Consider the following 19,379-nt stretch of genomic DNA (forward strand, 5'->3'; position numbering starts at 1 on the left):
CTACTTTTCCAGGACCTTTTTTAAAGTAGCCGTCTGGTGATCTACCAGCTTTTGCAATGGTCCGGACGCAAGCATCTTCATCATCATGTTGAGTTCTGCTGAAATCGAATGCAAGGCCACGGTTTTTCCGTCACCTTTATCACTAAGCGACCACTTAAGTTCTAAAGCAAAGGGTGCCTCCTCTGAAGGAATAGCAACAATCTCCTCATTCTTTTTCCGCGAAGAAATTTTAAGAGCCAGCTTTGCCATATTTTGAATGGTGAACTTTGCTTCATCCTCCGTTGACGACCAGTTGTAAATATTTTCAGGCATCAGCTGTTGATGATTATTCAGATCTGCCAAAAATTCGTAGACTTCAGCTACGGGCTTATTTACTGTAATCTTGCTTTCGATGATGGTCATACCTTAGCTTTTAAAGTGTCTCCCCAACCTTGCGGATCCTCGCGCCATTTACGCAGTAGTTTTAAATCTTCCTCCAGCACAAAATTGTGCTTCTGAGCGTATTCAATAAGTGCATTATAGTTTGATAATGTAAAGAAAGGACACTTGGCTTTTTTGAAGTTTTCTTCTGCAGCGTCGAATCCATAATTAAAGATCGCAACCAATCCAGCAACTTCACACCCTGCATCGCGCAAAGCATTAACTGCCTGCAGACTGCTTTTCCCGGTGGAGATTAAATCTTCCACAACAACAACCCGCTGACCCGGAGAAAATTCGCCTTCGATCAGGCTTCCTGTTCCATGTTCCTTTGCTTTTGAACGCACGTAAATGAAAGGCAGACCTAATTCCTGTGCAACTAACGCTCCCTGCGGAATTCCTGCGGTAGCAACGCCTGCCACAACTGAAACCGACCCAAACTCTTCCTGAACTAATTGAGTTAATTTTTGACGAATGTATGTCCTGATAGACGGGTGAGAGAGTGTAATACGGTTATCACAATAGATAGGAGATTTCCATCCAGATGCCCATGTAAATGGATTATTCGGTTGTAATTTAATTGCTTTAATTTGCAGAAGAAATTCTGCTACTTTTTGTTCTATCTCACCCTTGTTAGTCATGGCCCAAATTTATAAAATATATATCAATGAAACCGTTTTAATCATCTCAGATTCCATACCCACAGATGTGGAAGATTATCAGGAACTTAAACCAAAAGGCTTTAAATTTCCGAAGTTCTATGCTAGCATTAAGGATCAGGCTACACCAAAAACTTTTTTACTATTAGCCAGTGATTTCAAAGAGATCTTTAAAAAGATAAAGAAATCTATGCAAATAATCAAGGCTGGCGGTGGGCTGGTAAGTAATGAAGAAAATAAATATTTGTTCATTTTCAGGAAGGGTAAATGGGATTTACCGAAAGGTAAGCTTGACAAAGGCGAATCATTCAGAGTAGCAGCAGTCCGGGAGGTTGAGGAGGAATGCGGGATTTCAATAGATAGCAGCGGGGAAAAAGTTTGCAAAACCTATCATATTTACGAAGTATACGGGGAGCCGGTGATAAAAAAAACGGTATGGTATTGGATGAGAGCTAACAACCAGCCTGATCTTACTCCACAGATCGAAGAAGGGATTACTGATGCAAGATGGCTTGCCGCAGGAGATTTTATGCTTGTGCACGAAAACACATATCCGTTGATCAGAGATGTGATTAGGGTTATTGAATATTGATTGGGATTATCGTCTGAATCAGGGTTCATAAAAAAGCAAGATTTATAACGTCCTACTCAAATCATTAACCACTCTGACTTAGCTAATTCCCAAATTTGCTAATTTGCTAATTCGCACCTATCTTTCAGGTAACCTAACTCTCTTCAATGGAATGCCTTAACTGCGGAAAAGAATTTACAACCTCAGATAACTATTGTTCTGCTTGCGGGCAAAACACATCCACGGCACGTATGAGTACAGAGCATGCAGTTCATCAGTTCTTTCATGCGTTTACACATACTGACAAAGGCTTTTTTGATCTTATCCCCCAATTACTTACAAAACCAGGTATTGTAGCACGGGATTACAATGAGGGAAAACGTAAAACGTATTTCAGCCCATTCACATTCTTATTACTGATTGTCGCGGTGAGCACAATTCTGGTTGCCTATAATAATTTCATGAGTATGCCAACCGGAGACGGTCAACCATATCAGGTCAAGCTGGTAACAAATTTTCTCGATAAACATTTCAATGTAGTGGTATTGTTTGGAATCCCGTTAATGGCTTACTTTACTTCACTATTCTTCCGAAAGCGCATAAACTTTGCAGAAGGTCTCGTATTGATTTCATATGTCTCAGGTGAGCGATCTCTGTTTTTTGCGTTCGTGGTACTCCCTTTAGGTGTTATATTTAAAGATTACTGGTATTTGATAGTGTACAGTTATTTGGCGATTTTTATGTTGTATCTAAGTTGGGCTTGCAGCCAGTATTTGAATGACTACACACTTAAAACAAGGCTGAAGGGCGCTCTAATATTTGTAGTAAGTCAATGCATTATTAGCCTAATGATATCAATTGCTGTATTCATCTCTTATAAGATAAACCCGTCATAGCAGACAAAATTTCAGGTTAAAACTCTTACTTTCAGCCATTTATTCAGAAACAAGCTGAGGTGGCACGACATTATAGCAGGTGAAGAAGAACTAAACGCAAATGGTCTGTGTTTTGATACTTTAGATCATATGAATCTTAACAATTTTACCATCAAAGCGCAGGAAGCGATTCAAAAAGCTTCCGAGATAGCAGCCGGCAATCAGCAGCAAGCTATTGAGACTGCTCATATATTAAAAGGGCTTTTAACTGTCGATGAGAACGTTATTAGTTATCTTCTTAAAAAATTAAATATAAATGTAAATCGCATCACTGAAGTGGTTGATGCACAAATCCAGAGTTTTCCAAAGGTCAGCGGAAGCGAGATTTATCTGTCATCGGGAGGAAATAGTGCGCTTCAAAAGGCGCAATCCTTTCTTAAAGAATTCAAAGATGAATTTGTGTCCGTTGAGCACATCCTGTTAGGTTTGCTTGCAACCGGCGACAAGGTTAGTTCAATCCTCAAAGACGCTGGCGTAAATGAAAAGGATCTTAAAAAGGCGATCGTTGAGTTGCGGGGCAATACCAGGGTAACTGACCAAAATGCCGAAGCTACCTATAATGCTTTAAACAAATATGCCCGCAACCTTAATGAATATGCTGAATCTGGCAAACTTGATCCGGTAATTGGGCGCGACGAAGAAATAAGGCGGGTCATACAGATACTTTCGCGTCGAACCAAGAATAACCCAATTCTGATTGGTGAACCTGGAGTTGGTAAAACTGCAATTGCAGAGGGGATCGCCTTCCGTGTGATCCAGGGGGATGTTCCGGAAAATCTAAAATCTAAGACTGTTTATTCACTCGATATGGGTGCATTGATTGCAGGAGCAAAATATAAAGGAGAGTTCGAAGAGCGCCTGAAAGCAGTAATTAAGGAAGTGACCCAGAGTGATGGAGAGATCATTCTTTTCATCGATGAGATCCATACGCTTGTTGGAGCTGGAGGTGGTGAAGGTGCCATGGATGCTGCAAATATATTGAAGCCGGCATTGGCCAGAGGGGAATTACGTGCGATTGGTGCAACTACCTTAAATGAGTACCAAAAATACTTTGAAAAGGATAAAGCTTTAGAGCGCCGCTTCCAGAAAGTCATGGTTGATGAACCAAGTACCCAGGATGCTATCTCTATCCTGCGTGGCTTGAAGGAACGCTATGAAACCCACCATAAGGTACGGATCAAAGACGAAGCGATCATTGCTGCGGTTGAGCTATCTCAAAGGTATATTTCAGACCGTTTTCTTCCCGACAAGGCCATCGACCTGATGGATGAAGCAGCTTCCAAATTGAGGCTTGAAATGGACTCTGTGCCAGAAGCCGTGGATGAACTAAACCGGAAGATCATGCAGCTTGAAATTGAAAGGGAAGCAATCAAACGGGAGAATGATGACAAAAAAGTGAAAGAGCTTTCGGAGGAGATTGCTAACATGTCGGGCGAACGTGATTCGCTGAAAGCCTTGTGGCAAGCCGAAAAAGATCTGGTTGACTCCATTAATACTCAGAGTGAATTAATAGAAACTTATAAACTTGAAGCAGATCAGGCTGAACGTGCAGGAGATTATGGAAAGGTCGCTGAACTCCGTTATGGAAAAATCAAAGAGGCGCAGGATAAATCGGAGGAACTTAAAAAACAACTGGAAGAAACGCAGTCCGATAACCGGATGTTGAAAGAAGAAGTTACGTCAGATGATATAGCAGGTGTGGTCTCCCGCTGGACAGGAATTCCAATTACTAAGATGATCCAGAGTGAACGCGAAAAACTGCTTCATATGGAGACTGAACTGCACAAGAGAGTTGCTGGCCAGCATGAAGCAATCGAAGCAATCTCCGACGCCATCAGGCGTTCGAGGGCAGGACTTCAGGACAAACGCAAGCCAATCGGTTCATTCATTTTCCTCGGTACTACCGGGGTAGGTAAAACGGAGTTGGCGAAAGCTTTGGCAGATTATCTATTTAATGATGAGCATGCAATGATCCGCATCGACATGAGTGAATATCAGGAAAGACATGCGGTATCAAGGCTTATCGGAGCGCCCCCGGGGTACGTGGGGTACGACGAGGGAGGTCAACTTACGGAAGCTGTACGCAGAAAGCCGTATTCTGTTATCTTGCTGGATGAGATTGAAAAAGCACATCCCGATGTATTTAATATTTTGCTACAAGTGCTGGATGACGGCCGACTGACTGACAATAAAGGTCGTGTGGTTGATTTCAAAAATACCATCATCATTATGACTTCCAATATCGGTTCTCATCTTATCCAGGAAAACTTTAAAGAGTTGGATGAGGGTAATCGGGAAGAAGTTATAGCAAGAACGAAGAACGAGCTTTTTGACCTTCTTAAACAAACAATAAGGCCTGAATTCCTGAACCGTATCGATGAACTGATCATGTTTACTCCCCTGAATCGGGATGAATTAAGGGATATTGTTTCACTTCAGTTCAAAGGTGTACAGGATACTCTTGCTGAAATGGGGGTCGAGATCGAAGCATCCGAAGAAGCTCTCGACTGGCTCGCTCAACTTGGTTATGATCCACAGTTTGGCGCACGACCGTTGAAACGAGTGATCCAGAAAAAGATCCTGAATGAACTTTCGAAGGATATCCTTTCCGGAAAAGTTGATAAAGACAGCAAAATTAAGCTTGATATGTTTGACAATCAATTTGTATTCCTAAATACAAATAGTACTGACTCCGGGGAGTAAGCTGGGCTAAGGACAAAAAAAAGCAGCTTTGAAGAAATCAGAGCTGCTTTTTCCTTTTTAGGATCTAATCTTTTAAAGTCTTTAGAATTATGCTAGCCTTACATTAACAGCGCTAAGGCCTTTTTTGCCTTCTTCTACTTCGAATTCTACTTTATCATTTTGTCTTATATCCTGTTTTAGTCCACTAACGTGAACGAAAATTTCTTTGCCATCTTCTTGTGTAATAAATCCGAATCCTTTGGACTCGTTGAAAAATTTTACTGTACCGGTTTCCATTAAATTAATTGTTTAGTTATTAAAATAGTTTAAGTGTTTTATGCAAATTAGTTAATTAATTGCAATATCTAAATATATAAAATTGATAATTATTATATGCCGAGTGGATTTTAATAAAAAAAGAAATGACCTGGGAAATTAGATGATCGGGTGTAGGGGTTCACATCAACTATGCAGGCATTTATCCACGATGCTTTGGAGAATCTTTTCCTTACTGAAAAACTCCGAAAGTAATTTGAATTGATTGACCGTTCTCACAAGATTTTGCTCAGGATAGCTGATTGGATAGTAGACGTTTCCGTTCAGATAATCCGTTAGAAATCTAAGGGCCTGCATATATATCAAATACTTTCCTGAAAATAAGATAAGGTCTTTTTCTGTATTTGTCAGAATCGAACCCATCTCCTTTAAGTATCCGTTTATGATCGCTTCAAAATACTCAACCCTGATGAATATTTTGTCCATGTCAGCTTCATTTTCAGAGAATGCACATACATAGGTACGCATCATATCTCCAAGATCTGAAATGAATTTTCCCGCCATCAGCGTGTCGAGATCAATTACGCAAAGCCCTTCATTTGTAGTTTTGTCGAAAAGCATGTTACTGATCTTGGTATCGTGATGCATGGCACGATCCGGGAAATCGGGCGAATTTTTATAAGAATTGAAAAAGTCCACAATAAAACTATGGCTCAAAGCTGTTTCAATTTGATGGGAAGCCTTTAATTTAAGTCCTTCCTCAGCATTTGCATGGGCTTCTTTAAATTGATCGTAACGAAGATTAAGATCGTGAAATCCCGGAATACTTGGTCGAAGCAAAGAGGGATCAAACCTGCTAAGAAGTTTACTAAGCCGCCCGAACTGTTCGGCAGCTTCGAATGCCTGTTTAGGATCACTCAGCGTATCGTATGCAACAGAGTTTGGAATAAAGCGGGACATTCGCCAATAAACTCCATCAACAAGCGGCATTTCCTCCCCACTAAGTGCAGGGATTGAGCCGACAAATAGATATTCAGGGTAGTTTTTCTTTAAGTACTCCCCGACCAGCCGGACATTCTGAGCGATGATAAGCGGATCTTTAAAAACGTTTTGATTAATACTTTGGAGAATAAACTTTTTATCCTCTCCGTCAACTGAGAGCAGGTACGTTGAGTTAATATGCCCGGTACCAAATTTTTGCGATTGAATTTGATCCGGACTATAACCATACTTCTCTGCTACTTTTTCTACCGTACTACTCATTTAAATCCTCTCATAAACAAAATTAATCTACGCTTTCTTAATCTCCGGCGCGTCAAGCATCGCGCGGTGTTTACCCATAAAATATACCGCTGAAAAGATAGTCAGAGCCAATCCTGCAAGTGATAGTACAATTACACTATTTGAAAAAAATGTCACCCAGTTCAATTTTACCTTAAATATTTCCTTGCTCATCAAAACTCCAACACTACCAATATATCCGAATGAGTCCGCCAGGTAAATCAAAAATCCCACGTTTCCGACATGTTTGAAAGTTGCAATAAGCCTGTCGAAAAACACGGAGTTGAAAGGAATATACACCATGTATAAGCCCAATCCTACCAGTGTCATCCACCAGACTGGTGCAAGATTTCCCCCGACAAACAAGTAAGATGATATTCCAGCGCAAATAAATCCCAGCGAAATAAATATATGAGAAAGCATAAATGCTTTATAACTGTTTTTAATAAGTACCATGCTCCCGACTAATACTAGAACGATAATTGTGATTGGGATTTCAGTCTGTGCGAATAGCTCCGGCTTATCGAAAAAGCCCATTTCCTTCCACATTTCCGCACCAAAATTATCACGGATATCGCGGAAGATCGTCGCGAAACAATAGATTAATATACAAGCAGCCAAACCAGGCAGAAACATTCGTATGAACGCTTTCCGGTCTTCTGCAGACATTGGCTCCCGGTGTGTTCTAGCCGCAATGTCCTCCCGGTCAGGATGAGGAATTTTTTCCATCATATATACGAAGATCAGCAGCGGGCCTGCGAATACCAGGCCAGTATAGAACGGGACCCAAAACTCAGAAATATTAAATTTGACCAGCAGCCAGGCACCAACCGTTTTAACGAAACCGGACGCAAAGATGAAACTAACAGCAAGTGTTGCTCCTATAAAATCCGTGCTTCTCCGACCTTCAACATATGAAAAAACCACTCCCCATAGCATCCCGAGGGGAAACCCATTTATGAATAAGAATGCTACATTGAATGGGGGTGGGACTATTGCAAAGAACAACCAGCTGAGCCAGGATATACCTGTAAGCAGCAAGATGATCTTCCCACGCCCGCTCCGTTTCAATTCCGAAATATATTTTATGCCATAAAATTTTGCCAGCATATAACCCAGCATCTGGCTCAGTACCAGGATCGTCTTATAACTGTATCCTGCTATTTCGTAACCATCAAATGTTGCAACCGTAAATGATTTTCTAAAACCGAAAACCATGGTATATGTCAGGAAAACAGTGATTGCGGAATAGATTCCGATCTGCAAGCTTGTGCCTTTGATCTGCTTGGGATTAAAAAGAGCCACTTCTACGGAGAAATTATATCAATCTTAATTAATTAATGAAAGGAAGGTAGCAAAACCTTTGACAATGAAAAAATTCCTGCGAATATTATGCGAGTTGGCGGGTATGTCAATAAATCCACCGATCTGAGATTCCAGTAAAAGAAAAGGCTATTTCCTGTAGTGGAAATAGCCTTAAAATAATTGTGTTTGGAAATCAGTTATTGTTGTCCAAATCTTCTTCGGATGTGCCACCTGGGTTATCAAGGTGGTTATAGCTGTCTTTTGGATATCTGATAGTCTTACCCTCCGGGTTCTGGCTGCCGGGTTTATTGGGATCAATTTCATTTTTAGCATATGATCCGCCTTCATACTTTTGATCTCCAATCATGTGGTTTTCTTCGTTTTCACGGATGCCACGCTCGTTCGCTTCTGGAACCTTTGCCCGTTCTGTCATCTCATGAAGGCTTCCTTTGGGTTCATTTTCAACTCCACCAGCGCCGCCAATGGTTCCGTTATTATTCCTTGAGTTGTCAGAATTATTTTCTGTAAATCCGTTGTTTTTATCTTCTGTTGCCATGATCTTAAAGTTTATATCAATACAACAGATAAAGTTCAGTATTGTTCAAGGAAGGTATCTATAGAAGTTTTAAGGTTTGGGGCCTCGTTTATAAATAATAAGTCCGTTTAAGAAATTACGCAGGATCTGATCGCCACAGGGCTTAAAGTTTTCATGTTCTTTATTACGGAATATAGCTGCAAGTTCAGATTTAGTGATCGCAAAATCAACCAACTTTAATATATCTACTATCTCCTGATCGTTTAGCTTAAGAGCTACTCGAAGCTTTTTCATGATATCGTTGTTACTCATCTTATCTTGAAATTTCTATTTTAACACGTTTATTCTTTAATTTTTCGTTCTTAATAAGCTTTAACGTATTTTCTACTTTCAACCTTCTTACTGCAGCGTAGGAGGAAAAGTCCTGAACTTCAATCAATCCAAGTTCATCTTTTTGAAGTTTCCCTTTCTGCAATAAAAGACCGACAATGTCTATTTTGTTTATCTTATCCTTTTTGCCAGCACCAATATACAACGTGACCCATTGTGTGTTTTCAGGAACTACACCATTTGGAGAAAGCTCCACCAGTTCGGTCTTGTTGGTTAGGAATGCAGGATTTTCTTCTTCGGTGAGAATTACATACGATGTTCCTTTTGCATTCATCCTGGCCGTTCGCCCATTGCGGTGTAAAAATGCTTCTTCATTATGAGGGAGCTGATAATGAACTACATTCTCAATCTCTGGAATATCCAAACCTCTTGATGCCAGATCGGTTGTTATTAGAATTCTGTAACTTCCATTTCTGAATTTCAACAAAGCCTTTTCCCGATCCTCCTGCTCCATACCTCCGTGGAAAATTCCATGATCTAAACCCATATCCCATAATACTTCACTGATCCGGTCAACAGCCTCGCGGTGATTGCAAAAGACTAACGTTGCCTTATCCCCTATCTTACATATTAGGGAGAAAAGAGTATCAACCTTGTCGGCTGCTTCCGAAACTACTTTCCTTATTTTAAGATCAGGGATAACTGTCTTATCCATTAAGAAATCCACTTCAACCTGCTTTTGCATTCCTGCAAAGGATGGGATTTCCTGCATTTTTGTAGCGGAAGTAAGTATCCGGTGCCTCAAATTTTTCATTCGCCGAATAATGAATTCCATATCCTCGGCAAAACCAAATTCCAGGGCTTTATCAAATTCGTCAAGCACAAGGGAGTGCACTGAATCTGGATTAAGGTTCTCGTTACGTAGGTGATATGCAATGCGTCCTGGTGTTCCGATTAAGACAGCCGGGGGCTGAACAAGATTATTTTTCTCGGTCTTAACCGGATGTCCTCCATAACAACAATTAACCTTAAAACCAGTGGCCATGGTTTTGAATACCTGCTCAATTTGAAGAGCAAGTTCCCGTGACGGAACCAGCATCATAGCTTGTACACCGGATATATCCACGTTTAAGTTCGAAAGTATTGGCAGAAGAAAGGCAATTGTTTTTCCGGATCCTGTTGGTGAGAGAAGAATTATATCGTTTTTTGAGGCAGCTTTAATTGCCGCCCGCTGCATCTCATTGAGTTCAGCAATCTTTAGATTTCTCAAAAATTTCTCTACCATAAGGCAAAGGTAGTCGCTTAAAATCGAATACATTTTATTTATTTTCGCTCACTGAAAAACAAACCTCAAATACTTACGTTTTCAAACATGATCAAAAGAATATTCCCTCTGTTTCTTGCCGCAGCCGTTCTTATTTCCGCCTGCCAATCTAACTCAAAATCGAAATCAAATGCCGATAGCCTCAATGTTGAGACTGTTGATGAACCTGCCATACAGGATGAAAACACGGAAGCAACTGCCCCGCAACAAAACGGAAAAGTTGCAAGTGCGGCTGAGATACTTGCCAGGCCGCAGGTGCCAATCCTTTGTTATCACCAGATCAGGAACTGGACGGCATCAGATGGAAAAGTTGGCAAGGATTATATAGTGCCAACGGCTGAATTTAAGTCTCAAATGAAAATGCTTGCTGACAGTGGGTATAACACGATTCTTCCGGATCAATTATACAACTACCTCGCCTATGGAGCTAAATTGCCAAAAAAGCCTATAATGCTAACATTTGATGATACCAAGCTGGATCAATGGACTGTCGCCATCCCAGAAATGAAAAAATATGGCTTCAAAGGCGTTTTTTTTATTATGACTGTATCGCTTGGAAGACCAAACTATCTCAGCAAAGATCAGGTAAAGCAAATGTCTGATGCAGGTCACGTAATTGGATCGCATACATACGATCATCAGAATGTGAAGAAATATCAAGGCGAAGACTGGGTGACGCAAATCGAAAAACCTACAAAAACTTTAAAGGAAGTGACTGGAAAAGACATAAAATATTTTGCTTATCCGTTTGGCTTATGGAATAAAGAAGCAATTCCCGAGTTAAAGAAGAGAGGATTCAGTTCCGCCTTTATTCTTGCTGAAAAAAGAGATGAAAATGACCCTCTTTTTACTGTTCGCAGGATTATTGCCAGCGGTTACTGGAACACAAAAACACTGCATAACAGTATTGTTAAAAGTTTTTAATCAGGTAACAATTTAGTTCAACATCTATCTCATTATCCAAATCAGTTATATTAGTTTATTAAAAACCCAATTATGAAAAGAATATTCATTTTAGCACTTATCACCGGACTTATCACAAGTTTTAATGCATCTGCACAGCAGGATAAAAGCAAAAGGCCTAGTCCGCCGGCAAAGGTTTCTCAAACTCTCGCCTCTGGTGCAACCATTTCCATTGATTACAGTCAACCATCAGTAAAAGGTCGTTCTATGGACGTTCTTACTCCCGCTGGTAAAGTTTGGCGCACTGGAGCTAACGAAGCGACGATTTTTGAAACTTCAAAGGATGTAAAGGTTGAAGGAAAAACGCTTCCTGCCGGAAAGTATAGTGTCTATAGTATTCCCGGTGAAAAAGAATGGACAATAATTTTCAACAAGACATGGAATCAGTGGGGAACTATCTACAAAGCTGAAGAAGATGTACTGCGTGTAAATGTAAAACCAGGAAAGGCAGAAAAGTTTACGGAGATGTTGACATTCGATATTGAGAAAGATGGAGATGTATCACTTAACTGGGCAAACACAGAAGTTGAATTTAAGGTTCAATAAAAAAAATGATTATATTAGGAGGGCTTAGGTTGTGAACTTAAGCCCTTTTTTAATGCGTAATTATTTGCTTAAATCCTTTCGACCTTTATGAAGCTTAATTGCTATTGTCTTGCTAGTGTCCTTCTTATCATAATCTCAATCACTTCATGCAAATCAGGCCGCGACCACTTAACCAAACCCGACGACAAATACCTGAATAACGATTTTAAGCCAGACGAATTTTATCCCGGTGGCCAGGTCGAGCTGACAATTCCTTCATCGGGTTCAAATATGTATGGGCTTGCTTACACAGCCGACGGTAAAGGCCCTCACCCAACGGTAATCCTGCTCCACGGACTTCCAGGTAATGAACGCAGCCTGGATATGGCACAAAGCATCCGCCGCGGTGGCTACAATGTTATATATTTCAATTATCGTGGGGCATGGGGCAGCAAAGGAACATTCGGTTTCCAAAATTCAATTGACGATGTGGGAGCAGTCCTGGATTACATCACAGATTCAGCTAACAGCAGCACACTAAAAGTCGACAAAGAACGAATTGCTTTGTTTGGCCATAGCATGGGAGCCGGATTCGCATTAATAGCGGGAATGAAAGACCCACGGATAAAAAGCGTTATAGGAGTTTCTGTTTTTAACCCGTTTACACTGCTGCAGGGAGAGGGTGCCGAAGGAAACCTCCGGGGCTTGAAAGAATATCTTCTGACGCTTGGTATGCTGAATTGTGACCCTAACAAATTTCTTACAGACATCCTCAATAATCTTGATAAATACAATATTGAATCAATGATTTCCAAAACCCGCAAACCCGTATTGGTTATTGATGAGCATATGAATAATCAGGGCTTCACGAAGTTCAACAAGAAAAAAGATTTTACTTATAAGATCTGGAATACTGACCATGCTTTTTCAAATCGTCGTATAGCCCTCACAACAGAGGCTAAAAATTGGTTTGATAAAACCATACCTCGTCTGGAGACTCCCGAGGACTAGCTATTCCACCCTTTCTATCCGGAAGGATTTGCCATTGAAATCAAATTCAAAGCCGATAGTCTGTTTCATCAGCTTAACACCAATGGGTGAGACTGAAGAAACAGCAAAATAGTGGCAGTCATCTACTGAAATCTGCCCCCTACTAATACTAATATAGAACTTACCAAAGTTGGTGCTTACCAGGCTGCCGTTTTGAACTATTAGAGTTGGTTTTGAAGGATCAATCTGTTCGAGTACGAGTCTTAGCTTTTGTGATTCTTCCAATTGCTTCCTGTTCCGATCGATCTCCTGCTGCATCATTTCCCTTCCAGTCTCATACTTATCTCCTGCGCTGCTTTTGGTGTCATCGTTGGCTGACTCACGGGCTGCGGTAATTGCTTGCTGTGAACTCGCAATCCGATCGTCCACATAATCCATGCAAATTCGGTGAAGTTTTTCTTTAATGTCGGACATTAGGCAAAGAAGCGTAATTAAAAAGACTATTGCACACTACAATAAGAGAATTGTTAAGACTTAATTTTTTTCCTAGAAAACTTTGCTAAAATTCTTCGTCCACGACTTTGGAGTGCCGCGGATCCGTTCTGAAGCTGAAACTCGATTTGTGCCCGAAGCTCGTCTGCAATCCATTCATTCTTATCTTTGAAATTGTAAAGGATATCCATACAGTTCACCTTAACCGCTACTGGAGTTTGTGGCTCGATCAGCCACTCAAACGTGATTCCCACAACAGCTTCCGCTTTATCCTCCGGGAGGACAATTTTTCCATCATAGCTATGCGTAAGCCCCATTAATATCTTTGTAAAATGGCGTTGCACGCCATGATTTGCCAACTTTAAATAAGTGTCAATAAATTTGGTGATATGGGGATTTAGTGCTGTCGTATCCAGCTCTGTAATTGCTTCCAGGATCCAGGCTGCCCGAAAAGCTACCTCATAATTTTGATAAGCACACAATTTTAAAACTTCATCCGCTTTAGCACGATGTTTCTGAGCAAAGGATATTACTGATTTTTTACCGATCGGCTTGGATAGCTCTTCTATTAAAAATGACTTTTTCATGTTTAAAAATCAGCTGATTGGCGAAACACAGATTGCGCCAATACTTTCAACTCCCCTTGTAATTCCGTACCTTTGCACTTTATTTTGAATCATGATTACAGTATCAAACCTATCATTACGTTTCGGTAAGCGCACACTCTTCGAAGAGGTAAACTTAAAATTCACGCAGGGCAATTGCTATGGAATTATTGGTGCAAATGGCGCGGGTAAATCTACGTTTTTGAAAATTCTTTCTAAAGAAATAGACCCTTCAACTGGATCAGTTTCTTTCACCCCTGGTGAACGGATGGCTGTTTTGAGTCAGAATCACTATGCTTTTGACGAATTTCCTGTTATTGAAACGGTGATGATGGGACATAAGGAGCTATATAGCGTGATGAAGGAAAAAGATACGCTCTATGCAAAGGAAGACTTTACCGAGCAAGACGGTGAAAGGGCCGGCGAGCTGGAGAATATTTTTGCTGAAATGGATGGATGGAATGCTGAAAATAACGCTGCCACCATGCTTAGTAATCTTGGTATAAAAGAAGAGTTCCATTATAGTCTCGTTAAAGATCTGGATGGTAATCAAAAGGTAAGGGTTTTATTAGCCCAGGCTTTATTTGGCAAACCTGATATATTGCTACTGGATGAACCAACCAATGATTTGGACATTCAGACGATTGCCTGGCTGGAGGATTTTCTCGCCTCCTATGAAGGCATTATACTAGTTGTATCGCACGACAGGCACTTTTTGGACACAGTATGTACACACGTGCTGGATATAGATTTTAATAAAATGACAATCTATACTGGAAACTATACATTCTGGTATGAATCTAGTCAACTTGCTTTAAAACAGCGTGCCGATCAGAATAAAAAGACCGAAGAGCGGGTTAAGGAATTACAGGAGTTTATCCGCAGATTTAGTGCGAATGCCTCTAAATCCAAACAAGCTACCAGTAGAAAAAAAGCCCTTGACAAGATTAATATTGATGAAATAAAGCCATCTAACCGCAAATACCCTGGAATTATATTCAATCACCAGGGACGTGAAGCCGGAGACCAGATTTTACAAATCGAAAACCTCCGGAAAGAATTGAATGGCGAAATCTTGTTTTCAGGAATTAACCTGATGGTAAATAAAGGCGACAAGATTGCCATACTTTCTGAAAACAGTTTAGCTACGACTGCATTTTACGATATCCTCACAGGTAGAGACAAAGACTATAAAGGTGAGTTTAAATGGGGCGTTACAATCAATACAGCCGACATCCCAAATGACAATTCTGATTATTTTAAAGGAAAAGATACGAATCTGGTAGATTGGCTGCGTGAGTATTCTGAAGGGGAAAAAGACGAACAGTTTATCCGTGGCTTTTTAGGACGGATGTTATTCTCCGGAGAAGAAGTTCTCAAGCAATCTTCAGTGCTTTCGGGAGGCGAGAAAATGCGCTGTATGTTCTCGAGAATGATGTTGCAGCAGGCAAACTTATTAATGTTTGATGAACCTACCAATCACCTTGATCTTGAATCTATCACGGCACTGAACAATGGAATGAAAGATTTTAAGGGTGTAATCTTGTTTACTTCTAGGGATCACGAACTTACTGAAACAGTGGCTAATCGCATTGTTGAACTTACTCCTGGTGGCATTATCGATAAACTGATGACATATGATGAGTATATCAATAGCGATATAGTTAAACAACAACGTGAAGAGTTATATTCGTTAGCTTAGTTTAAAAATCTAGAAACACTCGTTATAACTCCATAAAAAAAGCCGCTGACGATCGTCAGCGGCTTTTTTTTATGAGTCAGTTAGTCTTAAAGTCGAGCTCTGGTCTTCAACTCAGAAATCGGCATTGTAAGCATCCTCCCTACTGGTTTTCCATTCTTATACGTTATCAATTTCATCTGAAACGCATCAATTGGTGCGATTAGCGGCGTTGTGTATTTCGGATAGAACTTGTCCGGGAACGAATTATCAAAGCTGTAATAAATATCAAGTCCAGAAACCTCGGTGCTCAATTCAATTTTCAATCGATTATCTGGAGTTTTACTAGCTTTAAATATTGGATCGTATACACTTGGAGCATATTTGATTTCAGCAAGATCCAGACGCTTAAAATGACTCTCAACCCGGTTAAAGAAATCAGGCCAGTTCTTTTTGTTTTTTGGTGACCAAACAGATTCCGCAATTGCAAAGCCCCTTGGCCATGTCATATACTCAGCCTGACGTATATTATAAATTTGTTCAGTCCACAAGTTGGCCTGTCCACCCTTGATATATTGCGGGTCCACTCCGTCGGGAACAGGCTCAAACTCATAGGATTTATTTAGGCGTAGTGATGCATACACTTTTGGTTCGGAGATCACATCAGATTGCATATAATCAAGGTAGGCAAACGTTGTGGGACTCATCACGACCTGATGCTTGTTATGAGCGGCTTCAATTCCGTATTTCATCCCTCTCCAGCTCATCACCGCTGTCGACTGACTAACACCTCCCTCCAAAACCTCATCCCAAGCCATTAGTTTTTTACCTTTTGACTCAACGATCTTTTCTACTCGCTTTGTAAAATAACCCTGTACCTCCTTTATATCTTTCATTCCTTCGCGGACCATTAAGGCTTTCACTTGCTCATTATTTTGCCAGTAATTGATCGGCGCTTCGTCACCTCCCAGGTGGATATATTCAAAAGGAAACAACTTTGCGATCTGTGATAAAACAGTATCCATAAACACATACGCTTTTTCATTGGCTGGGCACAATGTATTATCAATCAGCGCCTTTGGCGGAGCACCACCAGACCAGTCCATTATCTTCTCACCCGACCGTGGTTTGTAATTTACAGCTTCAGGAGTACATGAAAGATCAGGATAGGCTGCAATCGCTGCCAGGCTATGACCGGGTACATCGATCTCCGGCATAATATCTATAAACCGTTCTTTGGCATATTTTATTAGCTCTTTGATATCTTCCTGAGTATAAAAGCCTCCGTAATCACGGGCTTCATTTGGTGTAGGTGGAATAAAATCGCCAAAGGTTCCGGTCCTGTTCACCCGCCACGCACCTACTTCGGTAAGCCTCGGAAGACCTTTAATTTCAATTCTCCATCCCTCATCATCTGTTAAATGCAGATGCAGCAGATTATATTTATACCGCGACATTGCGTCGATGTACTGCTTGACTTCAGCCTTCGTGAAAAAATGACGGGCTACGTCAAACATAAGTCCCCTCCACCCTAATTTAGGATAATCTGTTATCTCTGCCACTGGAATCAACCAGCTTGCTCTATTTACCTGAACCTTACTTTCTATTTCCTCAGGAAAAAGCTGAATTAGACTTTGAGCGCCGTAAAATAGTCCTGCTGCCTTATTTGCTTTAATAACAATGTGCGTAGGTGTTACCGATAAATTATAACCCTCATTCCCCAATCTCGAATCGGGTTGTGTATTAAGTTGAAGCTTGATAGTTGGTGCAGGGGATGAGGTGACTGAAATTACCCTGTAGCCAGTGGACTCTGACAATCTTTCTCGAAGCATAGCAACAGTATGTGTTAGTTCAGGCATTTCGGCCGCCTGAATTACAACACTTTTAGGTAGCGCAAAATGGCCAGTCCCTTTCACAATAGAAACGGGTTGAGGAATTATCGATATCACACCATCAGATGATTGACTATATGCCCCAACTGAGAGCAGCAAAAAACATAAGACCTGGAAAGTAATTTTCATAAAGTTATTTGTGGGTTAATGTGGCAATTTATGCATTTAACGGGAGATATCAAGTCATGAACCGGAATTCAGGGCAATTTGAAAACAAAAACAGCTTCCCCTTTGGAGAAGCTGCTTAAATAAAAAGACCCTTGTCTATCGGATTGCCAAAACCGAAACAAATTGTCCATTAGCATCAAAATGAACTGCATACTTAGTCAAATTCGCATCGATAAGCACTAAATAGCCTTTAATTATGTTATTGGATTTTATCTCAAAAGCTTTCTTAAATACATAATTAGGATAAGTTGTACTTAAATATAACGTGGCAGAAGCCGGCAGAACACTTGCCTCAATCGACCTGCCTTTAGCAGGGAATGCAGGCAGTTGAATTCGTTTAATGAACGCTGAAGACGAAGAGAAAGCTGTTGCAAAATAGTTCACATTTTTACTGATTACAATAACGCTCTGATCTTTATTCACAAATGCATGAAGCAATGTATCGCCAGAATAGGTCGCAGTCAAATAGCTTTTAATCGCAGTCGGCAGGGTGCTTAATGCTAAGGTATCCCTTTGTTTACCATCACGATTGTCAAAACAACCGCCTGCGTGAAACCCTTTACCTTTAAGACTTTTTCCTTCTCGAATTTCAAGAACCTTTACAAATGCCCCGGATGCGTCGAATTTTATTGCAACAGGTTTTCCGTTAAACTCGATTCCAACAGCAAATCCTGCTACTGAAGCCGTTGTTTTGTCTGCTATCTGGAAGGCTTTGGAGAAAGTGTAACCCGGATAATTTGCTGTCAGATAGGTGGCGATTGCGGATGGAAGGGCAGAGAATTCAACTGCAACTTTCTTGTCGCCTTTCTTGCATACATCCATTGCATACAAACTATCCGTCGCACCCTTAGCCCCCGTCACTGCGGCAGTACTACTGATTGTTACAGCGGTAAGTTTTAAATTGGCTAATTCTTCATCGCCCCTAATATTTTCTTTCTCGCAGGAAGTCATTCCCAGTAAAGCTATGCTCAGAATAAGTACAGCATTTTTTAAGTGTGTGTTTGTTTTCATCTTGTTTTTAATTTTGAATTGAAATTATTTCGGCAAAATGAAGAACACATGATTTTTTAGAATTAATTCAGAGGAGGGAAGTCGGAGGTCTGAGTGGCAGGAGACCTATTTTGATATCCAGGAAAAGATGCCGGAAATGCATCCGACTTCTGACCTCACACCTCAGCGCACAAAAAAGGGAAACATTAAAATGCTTCCCTTCTTCTTTTTGCTTATGACCTTTTAGTGTCCGGCATGACCGTCAGCACCATGGGCATGTCCATGATCGAGCTCTTCAGCTGTAGCTTCGCGCACAGAGATGATTTTTCCAATAAAATGAAGATCCTGTCCCGCCATTGGATGATTTAAATCAACAGTCACCGCAGCATCAGACAATGCCGTGACTTTAGCACGAAATTGATTTCCTTCATTATCCTGTAAGGGAAGTACAGATCCTATCTCTGGCTTTTCCATCTCACCGAACATGTCTATTGGAAGCTCAGCTACTGCATTCTCATCCTTTACGCCATATGCATCTTCTGCAACAAGATGAAAATCATATGAATCTCCGGCTGCAAGGCCCTGCAAGTTCTCTTCGAATTTGGGCAACATCATGCCTACGGCATACAGGAATACCAGGGGATTCTGCTCATCTGCCTTTTCAACAAATACTTCCTCACCATTCTCTTTGGTGTACAGATCATAAGTCAGCGCTACAACGCTGTTTGGTTGAATGTTCATTGTTTTAAAATAATAAGTAA

Annotated in this window: 20 protein-coding genes; 7 read left to right on the forward strand and 13 right to left on the reverse strand. The window is 40.7% G+C overall.

Annotated features, from left to right (window positions below; all coding sequences use genetic code 11):
• Together B5X60_RS16980 and pyrE are read right to left on the reverse strand one after the other, a co-directional pair.
• Window positions 1–402, reverse strand: a complete 402-nt coding sequence (locus B5X60_RS16980) for an SRPBCC family protein (RefSeq protein ID WP_079703934.1) — start codon at window positions 400–402, stop codon at window positions 1–3.
• Window positions 399–1,058 carry an orotate phosphoribosyltransferase gene (pyrE, locus tag B5X60_RS16985; RefSeq protein ID WP_079703935.1) on the reverse strand — a complete coding sequence of 220 codons (660 nt, stop codon included), beginning with the start codon at window positions 1,056–1,058 and terminating at the stop codon, window positions 399–401. The genes B5X60_RS16980 and pyrE overlap by 4 nt, the downstream gene beginning before the upstream one ends.
• Here pyrE and B5X60_RS16990 point away from each other — a divergent pair.
• The 3 genes from B5X60_RS16990 (at window position 1,057) to clpB (ending at window position 5,285) form a co-directional block, all read left to right on the forward strand.
• Window positions 1,057–1,668: an NUDIX hydrolase gene (locus B5X60_RS16990; protein ID WP_079703936.1), complete on the forward strand. Its 612-nt coding sequence runs from the start codon at window positions 1,057–1,059 to the stop codon at window positions 1,666–1,668. The two genes, pyrE and B5X60_RS16990, sit on opposite strands and share 2 nt — an antisense overlap.
• Window positions 1,669–1,814: 146 nt before the next feature.
• Window positions 1,815–2,543 carry a DUF3667 domain-containing protein gene (locus tag B5X60_RS16995; protein ID WP_079703937.1) on the forward strand — a complete coding sequence of 243 codons (729 nt, stop codon included), beginning with the start codon at window positions 1,815–1,817 and terminating at the stop codon, window positions 2,541–2,543.
• Window positions 2,544–2,672: 129 nt separating this feature from the next.
• Window positions 2,673–5,285: an ATP-dependent chaperone ClpB gene (clpB, locus tag B5X60_RS17000; RefSeq protein ID WP_079703938.1), complete on the forward strand. Its 2,613-nt coding sequence runs from the start codon at window positions 2,673–2,675 to the stop codon at window positions 5,283–5,285.
• Between the two features lie 87 nt (window positions 5,286–5,372).
• On the opposite strand, the gene B5X60_RS17005 is transcribed toward clpB, so the two are convergent.
• The 6 genes from B5X60_RS17005 to B5X60_RS17030 form a co-directional block, all read right to left on the reverse strand.
• The gene (locus B5X60_RS17005; protein WP_079703939.1) at window positions 5,373–5,561 is read right to left on the reverse strand and encodes a cold-shock protein; all 189 of its coding nucleotides are present in this window, start codon (window positions 5,559–5,561) and stop codon (window positions 5,373–5,375) included.
• A gap of 165 nt (window positions 5,562–5,726) precedes the next feature.
• Window positions 5,727–6,803: a phosphotransferase enzyme family protein gene (locus B5X60_RS17010; RefSeq protein WP_079703940.1), complete on the reverse strand. Its 1,077-nt coding sequence runs from the start codon at window positions 6,801–6,803 to the stop codon at window positions 5,727–5,729.
• 27 nt (window positions 6,804–6,830) lie between these two features.
• On the reverse strand, window positions 6,831–8,087 hold the full coding sequence (locus tag B5X60_RS17015) for a DUF5690 family protein (protein ID WP_245803555.1): 1,257 nt from the start codon (window positions 8,085–8,087) through the stop codon (window positions 6,831–6,833).
• Between the two features lie 232 nt (window positions 8,088–8,319).
• Window positions 8,320–8,682, reverse strand: a complete 363-nt coding sequence (locus B5X60_RS17020; RefSeq protein ID WP_079703942.1) for a hypothetical protein — start codon at window positions 8,680–8,682, stop codon at window positions 8,320–8,322.
• Between the two features lie 69 nt (window positions 8,683–8,751).
• Window positions 8,752–8,955, reverse strand: coding sequence for a DUF1456 family protein (locus B5X60_RS17025; protein WP_245803556.1), 204 nt, complete (start codon window positions 8,953–8,955; stop codon window positions 8,752–8,754).
• Between the two features lie 19 nt (window positions 8,956–8,974).
• Window positions 8,975–10,309 (reverse strand): DEAD/DEAH box helicase, encoded by a 1,335-nt coding sequence (locus B5X60_RS17030; RefSeq protein ID WP_245803557.1) that lies wholly within the window; start codon window positions 10,307–10,309, stop codon window positions 8,975–8,977.
• Between the two features lie 54 nt (window positions 10,310–10,363).
• On the opposite strand from B5X60_RS17030, the gene B5X60_RS17035 reads away from it, so the two are divergent.
• The 3 genes from B5X60_RS17035 to B5X60_RS17045 all read left to right on the forward strand — a co-directional run bounded on the left by B5X60_RS17035 (window position 10,364) and on the right by B5X60_RS17045 (window position 12,814).
• Window positions 10,364–11,239 carry a polysaccharide deacetylase family protein gene (locus tag B5X60_RS17035; RefSeq protein ID WP_079703945.1) on the forward strand — a complete coding sequence of 292 codons (876 nt, stop codon included), beginning with the start codon at window positions 10,364–10,366 and terminating at the stop codon, window positions 11,237–11,239.
• Window positions 11,240–11,311: 72 nt separating this feature from the next.
• Entirely contained in the window at window positions 11,312–11,824 is a 513-nt protein-coding gene (locus B5X60_RS17040; protein WP_079703946.1) for a DUF2911 domain-containing protein, read from the forward strand.
• An 87-nt stretch (window positions 11,825–11,911) separates the two neighbouring features.
• Window positions 11,912–12,814: an alpha/beta hydrolase family protein gene (locus B5X60_RS17045; RefSeq protein WP_079703947.1), complete on the forward strand. Its 903-nt coding sequence runs from the start codon at window positions 11,912–11,914 to the stop codon at window positions 12,812–12,814.
• On the opposite strand, the gene B5X60_RS17050 is transcribed toward B5X60_RS17045, so the two are convergent.
• Complete coding sequence (locus B5X60_RS17050) at window positions 12,815–13,267, reverse strand: 3-oxoacyl-ACP synthase (protein WP_079703948.1); 453 nt, start codon at window positions 13,265–13,267, stop codon at window positions 12,815–12,817.
• A gap of 53 nt (window positions 13,268–13,320) precedes the next feature.
• Window positions 13,321–13,872, reverse strand: a complete 552-nt coding sequence (locus B5X60_RS17055; protein WP_079703949.1) for a hypothetical protein — start codon at window positions 13,870–13,872, stop codon at window positions 13,321–13,323.
• Between the two features lie 91 nt (window positions 13,873–13,963).
• Between B5X60_RS17055 and B5X60_RS17060 the strand changes: the two genes are divergently transcribed.
• Window positions 13,964–15,592, forward strand: coding sequence for an ABC-F family ATP-binding cassette domain-containing protein (locus tag B5X60_RS17060; RefSeq protein ID WP_079703950.1), 1,629 nt, complete (start codon window positions 13,964–13,966; stop codon window positions 15,590–15,592).
• A gap of 86 nt (window positions 15,593–15,678) precedes the next feature.
• Here B5X60_RS17060 and B5X60_RS17065 read toward each other — a convergent pair whose 3' ends face one another.
• From B5X60_RS17065 to B5X60_RS17075, 3 genes are all read right to left on the reverse strand, one after another.
• Complete coding sequence (locus B5X60_RS17065) at window positions 15,679–17,589, reverse strand: beta-N-acetylhexosaminidase (RefSeq protein WP_079703951.1); 1,911 nt, start codon at window positions 17,587–17,589, stop codon at window positions 15,679–15,681.
• Between the two features lie 135 nt (window positions 17,590–17,724).
• Window positions 17,725–18,639 carry a PepSY-like domain-containing protein gene (locus B5X60_RS17070; protein ID WP_079703952.1) on the reverse strand — a complete coding sequence of 305 codons (915 nt, stop codon included), beginning with the start codon at window positions 18,637–18,639 and terminating at the stop codon, window positions 17,725–17,727.
• A gap of 222 nt (window positions 18,640–18,861) precedes the next feature.
• Window positions 18,862–19,359: an FKBP-type peptidyl-prolyl cis-trans isomerase gene (locus B5X60_RS17075; RefSeq protein WP_079703953.1), complete on the reverse strand. Its 498-nt coding sequence runs from the start codon at window positions 19,357–19,359 to the stop codon at window positions 18,862–18,864.
• Between the last annotated feature and the right edge of the window lie 20 nt (window positions 19,360–19,379).

The sequence above is a fragment of the Daejeonella lutea genome (assembly GCF_900168015.1).
Lineage (GTDB): Bacteria > Bacteroidota > Bacteroidia > Sphingobacteriales > Sphingobacteriaceae > Daejeonella > Daejeonella lutea.